This window comes from Exiguobacterium acetylicum DSM 20416, from assembly GCF_000702605.1.
Taxonomy (GTDB): Bacteria; Bacillota; Bacilli; order Exiguobacteriales; family Exiguobacteriaceae; genus Exiguobacterium_A; species Exiguobacterium_A acetylicum.
Genome location: NZ_JNIR01000001.1, coordinates 1163755 through 1177448, shown reverse-complemented (window position 1 = coordinate 1177448; position 13694 = coordinate 1163755). Strand labels below are relative to the sequence as shown.

Below are 13694 nucleotides of genomic sequence, written 5' to 3'. Positions count from 1 at the left end.
TAAAGTCGAAAGACCTCCAAATCGCTTGAAATCAAGGGTTGAGAGGTCTTTCATTTTTTTCATTTTTTATGGTGATGCGTTGGTTTTCACGAACCAATACACGGACGAGACGTTCAACGTGCCGCATCGTCGTCTGTCCCATCGTTGAAATTTGGAGCCATTGATTACGGACGAGATAGTCGCTTTCATACTGGACGTGATAGCCCTGAATCCGAAGAGCGTCTCCTAAAGCGGTTGCCGACGGATGGACGATCGTCAGAATTCCCGGCGCTTGCGCTTCTTGAGTCGCAAGAAGGTTGAAACCAGTAGCGCGAACGGTTTGTTCGAGATAGGTCATCTTGATGGCTGCTTGATCGAGATCAATGGCATCCAGCGCTGCCTGACAAGCCAGCAACAGATTCGAGGAACCGGAAAAAGCAACCCCTTCCGCATATAGACCGAGATCCAGATAACGTGGAATCCGGGAGGAAGGCAATACGCTGGACGTATGCCCGATGAACGCAAGACCCGGTAACCCACCAATCGCCTTTCCGGAGACGGTCGTGACGAATCTGCAACCGGCGTACGAGAAACGTCCGGTTCCGACGGCGCTGATCGCATCAACGATGAGTGCGGTTCGTTGATTTAACAGCGCTTTTACCGCATCGAGATCGTAAAGAACGCCCGTAGACGTCTCACAATGCGTCAACCAAATCCAGTCGTACTCCGTTTGATGCAGTTGGCTTGCGAGTTGTTCTAAGTCGATCGGGTGACCGGACGGAAGCAGGTGGATATCAAACGACTTCCCGGCTCGTGCCGCGTGATCGATCAAGCGTTGACCGAACTCGCCACCGTTTAGGATCAATCCATGTCCACTGAGTTGTTGTGCGACGATATCGTTGGCGAGCGTACCACTGCCGACAGCCATCGAGACATGTGGCAAATCCAGCAACTGACACATTCGGTCCCGTAAATCTTGATCGAGCTGACGCATCGATGCCGTCCGATGCGGACGCGGTGCTTGTTGCGCCGCTTGACGGACCGTCGGAGCGACTTCGACCGGACCGGCTAGAAAATGCAGGGGACGTAAGACATCCGCGATGACGGACCGTTCGTATGTTGCGCGAGACAACAACATCGGTACGAACTGGGCATCGCCACTACCAAGCGTCGCTGCGATTGGTGTGAAGCCGAACCGCGCGTATAGTTTTGCTTCCCGTGTCGTACCACTGATATAGACATGATCAATCGTCTCCCGTTCCAAGTAGACCATCAAAAAGCGCATCAATTGCATGAACGTACGACTATTGCGGTATTCGGGACGAACGCTGAGTAAGCGGATTTCCGCTGGGTCCGTCAGTGTCTCATCTAGCGTCACGCCCTTTTCTTCAAGCGAAAAAGGACGATGCTTCCGAATAGCAATCATCGCGACGAGTCGATTGTCTTCCTTGCCGATCAGATAGGTATTTTGATCATGAAACCGGTCAATCCGTTTCCGTTCGGTATTCGGTTGGTGTTGCGGAATCTCTTCCGTGAAGGTGAGGTAGTTCAGTTCATGGATTGCTTCCGCGTCCGAAGCGGTAGCAATGGAAAAATCGATCATGAGACGTCCTCCTTATGTAATGACTGGCTTGTGAAGTGCATCATGAGCCCACGGGACAAGTAGACTTACGGCAACGGTACACAAGATATTGATGGGTCCCGCGTCAAAGTAGACAGGTAGTAACGGGAGTAAAACGACCGGAATAAGCCCCGCTTTGACGCTATCTTTCGTTACGAGATATGACAAACCGAGTATGCCTAGTCCGGCAAGGTATGCCCACGGCGTGATGGCGAAGACGATTCCGGAAAACACAGCGTACCCTTTGCCGCCGCGTCGCGGATGAAACAACGGAAACAAGTGACCGATAAGCACGGCGAGAGCGATGGGATAAAACGCGTCTGTTAGCTGTAGTGCAAGAATCGTCTTCGCGGCATCAAACAGATAAACGAATAAAAAGGCCGGGAGCCCACCGGCGCGATGGGCATTGCGAGCACCGATGTTTCCGGAGCCGACCTGTGCCAAATCGGTACGGCTGATGTACTTCCAGAGCGTACCGCCAAGAATGCTACCGATAAGGTAACCAAGCAGGAGATCAAGGATCACCGATGTTCCTCCTTTGTCGTTACGAGATGAACGAGTTCCTTGACGGTCAAGGCATCACTGTCTGGAGCCGTCAGGACGGCATCGACCATCTGGGCTTTTCGATCTTGTAATTCCGTCATCTTTTCTTCGATTGTCCCGCGTGTCAGCAGTTTGATGACCGTCACGTCAGATTGTTGTCCAAGCCGGTGGGCGCGATCGGCTGCCTGTTGTTCGACAGCCGGATTCCACCAGCTGTCAAACAGGATGACGGTATCAGCAGACGCGAGATTCAGTCCCGTTCCACCGGCTTTCAGGGAAATCAAGAAGAGATCGACTTCACCGTCATTGAACCGGTCGCATAACGCTACCCGGTCTTCAAGCGGTGTCTCACCCGTCAACAAGAAGTGGGGGAGGTGACGTTGCGCGAGGTCCGAGCGAATGCGCTCGAGCATTTGCGTATACTGCGAGAAAATCAAGATCCGCTTTCCGGCTGCTCGTTTTTCGGCAATCAAAGAGAGCAGACGCGTTCGTTTCGTCGCTTCCCCGGTGTATCCTTCGACGAATAATCCCGGATCGTTGCAAATTTGCCGCAACCGCGTTAATCCAGCCAGTAACTTCAAACGATCTTCGCGTTTCGTCTCGTCTAAGTGTTGCAGCGTCTCCAGTTGCAGTTTGGCGAGATACGACGCATATAAGCGTTTTTGGTTCGGACCGAGCTCGACATAATGATGCTCGATCTGTTTTTTCGGTAAATCCTGTAAGGCATCTTGTTTTTCGCGCCGTAATAAGAACGGTTGGATGAACTGTTGCATATCATCAAACGACCATTTCTCAAACGTCATTAGATCCGGCAGTAATTCTGGAAACAAGACGTGGAAGATTGACCAGATATCACGCGGACGATTCTCGAGCGGTGTTCCCGTTAAGGCGAACCGGCGTTTTGCTTGCAGATGCCGTAGTTGACTGACCGTTTGTGACTGCGGATTCTTCAAGTGCTGTGCTTCATCAAAGAAGATGACGTCATATACAGGGTGGCGACGGACGTCGGTCCGAAGCGTCGTATAGGAGACGATCGTCACCGTATCTTCAGGTAAGTGCTCCAGTTCGCGGAGTCGGCTGGCTTGAGAACCAGTGACGACATGAACCGGTCGACCGGGTAAAAAGTGCTTCAGTTCCGCTTCCCAGTTGCGGAGCAGTGACGCCGGCGCGACGATGAGCGCGCGACGGTCAGGAATCGTCGCGATATAACCAATCGCTTGAATCGTCTTCCCGAGCCCCATCTCATCGGCTAGGATCCCGTGACATCCTAACGCGTCTAGATTCTTCAGAAATTGGATACCCGTCCGTTGATACGGATAGAGTCGTGACTCTAACGAATTCGGCAAGTCGAGCCGGAATCCTTGTCCGGATTTTAATTCAAGCCATTTCTCGAGCAAATCAGCGTGAAGATGGAGGACGGAGGCGCCGATCAGATGCTTCATGTTCCGGACGGCAGGTAAGACGATTCGTCCATCGCGTAAGTCGCGTTCACTTGCTTCCATCTGGGCGAGAACCCGTTGCAACTGCTCGAAGGCCCGTGTCTCAAGGGAAACGAACTGTCCAGATTTCAAGCGGTGGTACCGTTTTTGTAAGACGAGCGACTTCAGGACACGTTTCAGCTCATCTTCTGGAATCCCGTCCATCGAAAAGTTGAACACGAGCCAGTCGAGGCGGTCCGTTACGTCGACTTCGATTCGCGGATGGAACGGACCTTTTGGTAACGTCGTCCGGATCGCTTGTGTTGCAAATAACTCCAGTTGACCGAGCGCAACCCGTTCGTCAAGCAGACTCCGCAGAAAGGCATACTGCGCGGCGTCACTCGTGATGATGTATCGCATGTCTCGTGGTGTTGCTTGGAATTCACGTAAGAAGCGTAAGACACTTTGCTCCGTTACCTGATCCCGTCCAGCGTAAATCGTCTCATCGAGCGGATTCAGCTGAATCCCTTGATAATCAAACGACACGCGGACTTCGACTTCCTGAGCCGTTCGGTCGAGATGGAGTTTGACGATTGGTGTCCCGGAAACGATTCGTTCTTGTAAATCAGGACTGAACGAAACATCGGCGAGTCGCTGCAGATACTCGGCCTGTCCAAGCAGACGATCAAAGTAGGATAGGGACAGTTGATGCTGTTGATTGTCCGTCAATCGTTTAAGCGTCACGACAGCTCCAGTCAGTTCGAAATGAATCGCTACCCGACGATCAGGTGTGAGACTGCGTAAATAATGGCGCGCGCCAGCGTCATCGACTTGGATTGCTGAGAACGGACGGATTTGCGGCGATAACGGCGTCGGTGTACCGTGCGCCTGTACATGATGCATCGCTAGTAAAACAGCGACGATATGTCCACAAAACGATGTATCCATCGCAAGTGAGGGACAATTACAGCCGGCGTCGACACCGTGCGCCTTGACGCGGACGGTCACCGTGAATCGTTCCTCACCGTCGACACTCGCTTCGATCAGCTCGTCGCCCATTCGATAATTATGCAACGTGACCTTTCGAGCGGCGACATACTTCTTTCCCCGTCGAAAAGCATAGGCATCAGACATCTGTTTGATTTTGCGTTCACTGAGCCCGTAATTCATGACAACTCTCCTTTAGTTAACATAATATGATTATCGTTCACCATCAAATAAATCGACGGCGCGTTTTTTCTCGGAATCACCGATATGGGCATAGACTTGTGTCGTCGCGACGGATTCGTGACCAAGTAGCTGCTGGATCGTCAGGACGTCGACCCCGCCAATCGCAAGACGTGTCGCAAACGTATGCCGCAATTTATGCGGTGTAATTTTTTTTCGCTCTAAAAAGGGCAGGACCGGTTTCAATCGTTCCGTATGCCGCTGCAAAATATGCTGGACTGCCCGTGGACTGAGTGGTTTCCCGTGTTTTTGAAAGACAGGCACGGCGCCGCTCGTTGGCATCTGATAATGAATCGCGTATTTGCGTAAGGCAATCCGGGCTGGTTTTGCAAGTGGAATTAACCGTTCTTTATTACCTTTTCCGATGACGCGGAGCGTGTTTTCGTGGAAATCGACATCGTTCCAGACGAGCTGGGTCATCTCACTGAGACGCATCCCGCTATAGCCGAGTAGTTGGAATAACGTCACGTCGCGGACGCGATCACGTTCATAATGCGACGCTTCCCGGGCATTCATCTCGACGTTCGACGGTAACAACTGAATCAATTCGTCCCACTCGCGTTTCGTCAGGTAGACCGGTTCCCGTTTCGCTTGTTTTGGTCGGTTGACTTTGGCGACCGGATTTTCTGACAGCTGACCTGTATCGACCAAATAACGGAACAACGACTGTAACGCCGATAGCTTTCGGTTGATCACGCTTGGTGCATTTTGTTTCGTTAAGGCAAGGTATTCGGCATAGGCTTCGATTCCTGATGCATCGATCTCGACGAACGCTTCAAGCGGAATATCTCGCGCCGTTACTTCTTCACCGGACGCCGCAGCGACGAATTGAAAGAACGCTTCGTAGTCATAGACGTAGCGACGCATCGTTGCTAATGAGAAATGTTTTGCTGCTAACTGATCCAAATAGGACTGAATGAAGCGTGGCATCCGCTCATAACCAGGAATCGCTGGTGCTGTAGCCGAAACGGTCGTTTTATGTATCGTTTTTCCTAGGTTTTTAAATAAACTCATCCGACAATCACCCCTCTAGTAGTAGTATACCAAACGTTGGTACGTCAGACACTTGTTTGCGTGAAATAGTTATTTCACGCAACTTTAAATTGTCAGACAGGGAGCTCTCAGTTGCATCGACAACATACTGGACGGGTCGTTGGTCAACTCAATGCACGTGAGAATTCAACCTATTTTTTATGATTTTTAAGCTGCAATATTCTCTGTAATAACAATAATAGTATTATGTCACCTAAAACATCAAAAAAGAATGAATATTCAATTTCGCTCTCAGTTGCATCGAGAAGCTGTTCGACGGGTCATTGGTCGACTCATTTGATTTCAAGACGATTTCTGAAAAACGTCGAAAACATGCTCGATTTCGCATACTTCATCTTGGTTCGGGTATAGAGTGTTAGGTAAGAGTTATTTTCATAAGGGGGAGTTCTAGATGATTACCGATCAACAAGCACGTCAATATTTGAAGGATGCCAAACGCATTGCGGTCGTCGGCGTCTCAAGTGATTCCGGGAAGACGGCGAACTGGATCGCTGACTACTTAGTCCAACATGGATACGAAGTCATTCCAGTCAATCCGACGTTAAACGAGTGGAACGGTCAAAAAGTCTATCCGAGTGTCGCGAGCATTCCAGGGCACATCGATATCGTCGATGTTTTCCGTCGGTCGGAGTTTTTAGCGGATGTCGCGAAAGATGCTGTCGCTCATGGTGACGTCGGGATGATTTGGAATCAGCTCGGTCTCTCAAGTGTTGAAGCCGAGAGCCTGGCACTCGGTGCCGGCATTCCTTATATTGAGAATCGTTGCATCAAGATTGAGCATCAATATCTGTGAGTCATCGCACGATTTCAGGCATCTTCACCCGTTCGTGAAGGTGTCTTTTTTCATGCGCTTTACAGGTTATGCTTGTCAGGAAGCAAGAAGATGCCTACAATTAGAAACAGACTACTCGAAATAACGAACGAACGTTTGTAAAAACGACGTCGTAATTTCGAATTTTGAGGTGAAATGAATGGCGACAGACTTAAATAACTACAATGATGATGCCATACAGGTGCTCGAAGGACTCGAAGCAGTCCGGAAGCGCCCAGGTATGTATATCGGTTCAACCGATCACCGTGGACTTCACCATCTCGTCTACGAGATCGTTGATAACGCGATCGATGAGGCGCTTGCAGGTTTCGGGGAACAAATTGATGTCACGATTCATAAAGATAATGCGATTACGGTGCGTGACCATGGACGCGGAATGCCGACGGGGATGCATGCGTCTGGTAAACCAACAGCAGAAGTCATCTTCACCGTCCTTCACGCCGGTGGTAAGTTCGGTCAGGGCGGTTACAAGACGTCCGGTGGATTACACGGCGTTGGGGCGTCAGTTGTTAACGCCTTATCAACGGACTTGAAAGTGACGATCTTCCGTGACGGAAAACAATATGAGCAAACGTTCGAAAACGGCGGGATGCCGAAAACGACATTGCTTGAAACAGGTACGACACGTCAAAAAGGAACGAGCGTCTACTTTAAGCCAGATGGCTCGATCTTCAGTACGTTAACCTATAATTACGATACGCTCGCGGAACGGTTGCGCGAATCCGCCTTCTTGCTGAAGGGTCTGAAGATTACGCTGACGGACGAACGGTCCGATAAGCAGGACATCTTCCAGTACCAAGACGGTGTTAGTGAATTCGTCCAGTACTTGAACGATGATAAAGACACACTGCATCCGACGGTTGCGTTCGAAGGAACAGAAAACGAGATCGAAGTCGATATCGCCTTCCAGTTCACGGATGCATACTCGGAAAACGTTCTTTCGTTCGTCAACAACGTCCGGACACGCGACGGTGGAACACACGAAGTCGGCGCGAAGACAGCAATGACACGGGTCATGAATGAATATGCCCGGAAGAACACGCTCTTGAAGGAAAAAGATAAGAACCTCGACGGAAACGATATCCGCGAAGGCTTGACGATGATTGTCTCGATCCGGATTCCGGAAGAATTCCTTCAGTTCGAAGGACAAACGAAGTCGAAACTCGGTTCACCGGAAGCGCGGACGAGCTGTGACGCTGTCATCAGTCGTCGTCTCTCGACGTACTTGGAAGAAAACCCGCAAACGGCGACGCTGTTGATCAAAAAAGCGATCCGCGCAGCGCAAGCTCGGGAAGCGGCACGAAAAGCCCGCGAAGAAGCACGAAACGGGAAAAAGAAGAAACGTTCGAGTATCTTGAACGGGAAACTGACGCCTGCTGCTTCGAAGAACGCGGACAAGAATGAACTGTTCCTCGTCGAGGGTGATTCTGCCGGTGGTTCCGCGAAACAAGGACGAAATCGGACGTTCCAAGCGATTCTTCCACTCCGTGGTAAGGTCTTGAACACAGAAAAAGCGAAACTCGCTGACATCATGAAAAATGAAGAGATCAACACGATCATTCACGCGATTGGTGGCGGTGTTGGAGCTGATTTCGACTTGTCAGATTGCAATTTTGATAAAGTCATCATCATGACCGATGCCGATACCGATGGCGCGCATATCCAAGTCTTGCTATTGACGTTCTTCTTCCGCTACATGCGTCCGTTGATTGATGCTGGGAAGGTCTTCGTTGCCTTACCACCGCTCTACCGTGTCTCAAAAGGAAAAGGCAAATCGGAGAAGTTCGAATATGTCTGGGACGAAGAGACACTTAAGAAAACGACGAAGAAATTCGGCAAAGGCTATATGATCCAGCGTTACAAAGGACTCGGAGAGATGAATGCACCACAGCTCTGGGAAACAACGATGGATCCGGAGACACGGACGTTGATTCGGGTCACGATCGACGATGCTGCCGTAGCGGAAAAACGCGTTTCTGTCCTCATGGGTGATAACGTCGGACACCGCCGGACGTGGATCGAGGACAATGTCGCCTTCGGTCTCGCGGAAGACCTCTCGATCATCGAGAATGAGCACGTGACGAAAGAGAGTGTGAACGAACATGTCTAATCTACAAAACATCCTGAACCTGTCGCTCGAGCAAGTTGTCGGCGACCGGTTTGGTCGTTATTCGAAATATATCATCCAAGATCGTGCCTTACCGGATGCCCGTGATGGTCTGAAACCGGTACAACGCCGGATCTTGTATGCGATGCATACGGAAGGTAACCTGTTTGACCGTGCCTACCGGAAATCGGCAAAGACGGTCGGTGTCGTCATCGGTAACTACCATCCGCATGGTGACTCGTCAGTCTATGAAGCAATGGTCCGCTTGAGCCAAGAGTGGAAGCTCCGTTATCCGTTAATCGATATGCAAGGGAATAACGGATCGATCGACGGCGATAGCGCGGCAGCGATGCGGTATACGGAAGCACGTTTATCGAAAGTTTCAAGCCTCATTCTCGACGGGATCAACAAACAGACCGTCGATTACACGCTCAACTTCGATGATACGACTGAGGAACCACTCGTCTTACCGTCACTATTGCCGAACTTGCTGATGAACGGTTCGACAGGGATTTCCGCCGGTTACGCGACCGAGATTCCACCCCACCACGCGGGAGAAGTGCTCGATGCTGCGATTGGTCGGATCTCCGGAACGGTCCAGAACGTCGATGACTTGTTGACACATATGCAAGGTCCTGATTTCCCGACTGGTGGTGTCGTCCAAGGGCTTGACGGCATCAAGAAGGCGTTTGAGACAGGACGCGGGAAAGTCATCATCCGCTCACGCTCAACGATTGAGACACTGCGGGGCGGTCGTCAGCAAATCGTCATCACGGAACTCCCGTATGAGGTCAATAAAGCGAATCTCGTCAAACGAATGGAAGAACTCCGTCTTGATAAAAAGGTCGAAGGTGTCGCGGAAGTTCGTGATGAGACCGACCGCGACGGCTTACGTGTCGTCATCGAGTTGAAGAAGGAAGCAGACGCGGAAGGTGTCTTACACTTCTATCTCAAACAAACCGATCTACAAATCGCTTATAACTACAACATGGTCGCGATCCATGAGCGGACACCGCGCCAAATGGGCGTCTTGACACTCCTCGATGCCTATCTCGCACACGTCAAGGAAGTCGTCATTCGCCGGACAGCGTTTGACCTCGAACAAGCGAAACGCCGTCAGGAAGTCGTTTCTGCCTTGATGACAGCAATCTCTGTCCTCGATGAGACGCTTGCCTTGATCCGTTCTGCGTCGAACAAAGCGGACGCGAAAGATAAGCTGATTGCGCGCTTCAACTTCACGGACCGTCAAGCGGAAGCCGTCGTCATGCTCCAGCTGTACCGGTTAACGAATACCGATATCGTCGAGTTGCAGGAAGAAGCAGCGAAACTCGAGAAGGAAATCGCGCGTCTTGAGAAGATCCTCAACGATGAAAAAACACGAAACCGTCTGATCATTAAGGAATTGACGATTTTAAAGGAACAAGTCGCGGACAAACGTCGTTCGACAATCGAAGCGGAAGTCGAAGAACTGAAGCTGAAGACGGAAGTCATGATCGCCGTCGAAGAAACGATGGTCTTCCTGTCGAAGAACGGTTACGTCAAACGCTCGTCGCTCCGTTCGTTCGGAGCCTCGAACGACTTACCGGACTTGAAGGAACAGGATCGTCCGTTGCTCCAAGGACAAGCGATGACGACCGATCACTTGATCGTCTGGACCGTTCGCGGGAACTACTTGCTGATTCCGGTCCATCAATTACCGGATACGAAGTGGAAAGATGGCGGTCAACACGTCGCGAACCTCGTCCCACTCGAACCGGGTGACCGGGTTCTCTCCGCTGATCTCGTCCGTTCGTTCGACGAAGCACAGCATTGCTTGTTCGTCACTCGTCAAGGAATGGTCAAACGCTCGAAACTGAGTGACTACAACGCGCAGCGGAAGTCAAAACCGCTCCAAGGCGTCCGTCTGAAGGCAGACGACGAAGTCTTGTATGCGCAGGTCTCAACGGGTCAGACCGACCTGTTCCTCGCGACACAGAACGGCTTCGGGCTCTGGTTCACGGAAGACGACGTCCCAGTCGTTGGTGTCCGAGCTGCCGGTGTCAAGGCGATCAACCTGAAGGATCAGGATGTCGTTGCGGGTGCGATCGGCTTCAAGGAAGCACCACAGATCGTCCTCTTGACGCAACGCGGTGCTTTGAAGAAGATGCGTCTCGCGGATCAGTTCCAAGTCTCGAGCCGTGCGCTCCGTGGCTTACAGTTGCTCCGTGGTTTGAAATCGAAACCACACCAAGTCGCAGCACTGATCGACGTCACACAAGCGAAAGAATTGGTCCTCAGCGGGAAAGAGCAAGAGAAAACGATCCAAATTGGTTCGTTATCGTTCCTCGACCGCTTGTCGAACGGTTCATTTGCTTACGATGAAGAGAAATTTGGTCCATTGCTTGACTGGTATACACGATAAAATGCAGCTCCTCCGGTTAACGGGGGAGCTTTTTTAGATTTAACGGGGCAGGAGAGGGGGATTTTGAGACGAACGCTCGGAATTTTGAGATTTATCGCTATAAATATCGTTTACAAATTGAAACACTGACCAATAACGGCTACAATAGAAGAAATAGTCAGGTCACGATTCGTCACGAACAAGCGTCGGGTCACGCGTCTCCGCAGCTTTGCTTATAGCGTCAATTGATCAAGCAGCTACGGGACCGTCCCTTTAGCTGCTTGTTGTGCAATCTGCCGACCTTGGAGAGGTGATGAAGATGAAATTCAGACGTCGCGAAAAAGTAGCAATCTATATCACTCGGGAAAAACCTAACGGATGGGAACTACTTGTTTTTCATCCACAATCGGCTCCTGAGAGTGATTGGCAGATCCCCGCAGGTACAATCGAAGATGCTGAAATCGCCAAGGAAGCGGCTGTCCGTGAGACGCTTGAGGAAAGTGGTCTCTCGTTAGCATCCGTCCAGTACATCGGCGAAGAAGAGATGCGTTATCCGGAACGAATGCGGGTGCATTACACGTATTTCTACCATGCACACATCGAATGCCAAGAGAACCGCTGGACACATTGTGTTGCTGGTGACGGTCAGGATTGCGGTGATTTCTTTGATTTCGCGTGGTTGCCACTTGAACGGATCACGCAACTTGAACGCCGCCATCATATATTCCTAGATCGTTTGATTCATCGATTGGAACGGACACGTCCATATGATTGTCGAAAACACGGTTAATCCCGTGTTTTTTTGTTTCGTCTCACTATCTTAAGTTTACCTTGATTATGAGACAAAATCTTATAACTATTGATAATATATGTTATGTTAACTTAAATAAAAAAATGATATTTTAGTCAGATTCATCCATGCCCCCTGTCGTGTAAAAATCGGTCTATCGTCCTGTTGGTCTTCCTCCTCATTCTTTGTTACTCTAATAACAGTAACACCGCGAATGTTACCTTTTTAACGGTAACAAATCAAATGTTTCCATGATTGTGGCAACAAATGAACAGGAGGAATCGTCATGCAAGCTGTTGCCTTGTCGTTTGATGTCAAAGGCTCCCGCGACTATCCGAGCAAAGAAGCATTACTTCAAGCGCTCCGAGAACTCGCGAACGATCTAAATACGGCATTTCCAACGAGTATCGTTCCGTTCCAAATCAAATCCGGTGATAGCTTACTAGCGGTATTTGCGGATTATCCGGTTAGTTATCCGGTCATTCTGCACTTATTGAATCAAGAATTACCAGGTTACATCGGGATTGGATTTGGTCAGTATGAGACGATTTCGACGACCCAAGCTGAAGAAGCCAATGGTAGTGCGATCATTCACGCTTTTGAAGCGCAAGAACAGGCGAAGACGCTTCCGTCACGGATTGCGTTTGCTGGACCGCCCTACTTACCGACCGCCCTGCTGAATGGCTATCTCGAGATGCTTTATCCGGCGTATTTCGGGAAGACGGACCGTCAGATTGAACTGCACCGGTTGATGGATCACTATCCAGATGATACGTATGAAGAGATTGGACTGAAAATGGGCTTTAAAGAACAGGATGCCCGCGCGAATGTCGCAAAACTCGTTTCCCGCTCGCAGCGTAAACAACGCAAGCGACTTGAAGCTGCCTTGACACAGGCGCTGGAGCAATTCCAAGTCTGGGAGGCGATTCGGTGACCGTCTTACTTAGCCTTATACTTGTCCATCTACTTGCTGATTTCCCATTACAGACGAGACGGATGGCGCTACTGAAACACCGACACCAACGAATCTTATTCCAACATCTTGCCGTTCATGCGGCTCTGATGCTACTTGTCCTTGCGTTCTTCGTCATCCGAGGGGTATTAACCATCGACATCGCCGGATGGCTTGGAGGAAGTATTCTCGTGTTTCACGCCCTACTCGATGCCTCCCCGCTCAAACGTCGCGTCAAACAAGCTGCGGCGTACTGGATCGATCAAGCGTTACATATTGCTGTTATTATCGCGTTGACATGGGTGTTCGTCCCAATCGATTGGTCGTTGTCGTTCGCGCGACCCGAGCAGGTCCTGTGGATTCTGTGCTTCAGTTTAGTGACGACGGAGTTGCTCGGTCACGGGATTGCTTTGATGCTCGCACCATTTGCTCCGCGCTTGATCGAAGCGCATTTCGAGCGAAAAGTGACACGTAAGGAGCAACTCGATGGCGTCTCACGGACCGTCACACATGAAGTCGAAGATTCTGCCCGCAGTTATACGACGGAATTAAACGGGATCGGGCGTTATATCGGTCTCGTCGAACGGGCGATCATCACCCTGCTCGTCGTCACGAACGCAACCGGAGCGATTGGCTTCATCATTGCCTTGAAGGCACTGGCCCGTTTTAAACAGTTTGAAGATCGCCGCTTTGCGGAATATTACATCATCGGGAGCTTGCTCAGTATCTTAGGTGCGATTTTATGTGGACTGGCGATTCGCGCCGCACTCTAAACGATGAATGAAAGTGAGG

General features: G+C 50.5%; 10 protein-coding genes. 6 read left to right on the top strand and 4 right to left on the bottom strand.

Translation table 11 applies throughout. The annotated features are described in order from the left end of the window. Positions 1-31: 31 nt before the first annotated feature. Genes P401_RS0106335 through P401_RS0106320 form a run of 4 tightly spaced genes read right to left on the bottom strand, consistent with a single transcriptional unit; the run spans position 32 to position 5802 of the window. Positions 32-1582 (bottom strand): GNAT family N-acetyltransferase, encoded by a 1551-nt coding sequence (locus tag P401_RS0106335; protein ID WP_051656267.1) that lies wholly within the window; start codon positions 1580-1582, stop codon positions 32-34. Positions 1583-1594: 12 nt separating this feature from the next. After that, positions 1595-2125, bottom strand: a complete 531-nt coding sequence (locus P401_RS17615; protein WP_051656266.1) for a glycerol-3-phosphate acyltransferase — start codon at positions 2123-2125, stop codon at positions 1595-1597. Continuing rightward, a complete protein-coding gene (locus tag P401_RS0106325) occupies positions 2122-4731 on the bottom strand; it encodes a DEAD/DEAH box helicase (RefSeq protein ID WP_029341729.1) in 2610 nt (869 codons plus the stop codon). Before P401_RS0106325 ends, P401_RS17615 begins: the two co-directional genes overlap by 4 nt. 30 nt (positions 4732-4761) lie before the next feature. Next, complete coding sequence (locus tag P401_RS0106320; RefSeq protein ID WP_029341728.1) at positions 4762-5802, bottom strand: tyrosine-type recombinase/integrase; 1041 nt, start codon at positions 5800-5802, stop codon at positions 4762-4764. Between the two features lie 430 nt (positions 5803-6232). Between P401_RS0106320 and P401_RS0106315 the strand changes: the two genes are divergently transcribed. The 6 genes from P401_RS0106315 to P401_RS0106290 all read left to right on the top strand — a co-directional run bounded on the left by P401_RS0106315 (position 6233) and on the right by P401_RS0106290 (position 13675). Further along, positions 6233-6634: a CoA-binding protein gene (locus tag P401_RS0106315; RefSeq protein ID WP_023468336.1), complete on the top strand. Its 402-nt coding sequence runs from the start codon at positions 6233-6235 to the stop codon at positions 6632-6634. 178 nt (positions 6635-6812) lie between these two features. Continuing rightward, positions 6813-8783, top strand: coding sequence for a DNA topoisomerase IV subunit B (gene parE / locus P401_RS0106310; RefSeq protein ID WP_023468335.1), 1971 nt, complete (start codon positions 6813-6815; stop codon positions 8781-8783). Continuing rightward, on the top strand, positions 8776-11181 hold the full coding sequence (gene parC, locus P401_RS0106305; RefSeq protein WP_029341727.1) for a DNA topoisomerase IV subunit A: 2406 nt from the start codon (positions 8776-8778) through the stop codon (positions 11179-11181). The genes parE and parC overlap by 8 nt, the downstream gene beginning before the upstream one ends. A 298-nt stretch (positions 11182-11479) precedes the next feature. After that, positions 11480-11950 carry an NUDIX domain-containing protein gene (locus P401_RS0106300; RefSeq protein ID WP_230088538.1) on the top strand — a complete coding sequence of 157 codons (471 nt, stop codon included), beginning with the start codon at positions 11480-11482 and terminating at the stop codon, positions 11948-11950. A gap of 286 nt (positions 11951-12236) precedes the next feature. Continuing rightward, positions 12237-12884, top strand: coding sequence for a hypothetical protein (locus P401_RS0106295; RefSeq protein ID WP_029341725.1), 648 nt, complete (start codon positions 12237-12239; stop codon positions 12882-12884). Beyond that, a complete protein-coding gene (locus P401_RS0106290; protein WP_029341724.1) occupies positions 12881-13675 on the top strand; it encodes a DUF3307 domain-containing protein in 795 nt (264 codons plus the stop codon). Before P401_RS0106295 ends, P401_RS0106290 begins: the two co-directional genes overlap by 4 nt. The last annotated feature ends 19 nt before the right edge of the window (positions 13676-13694 follow it).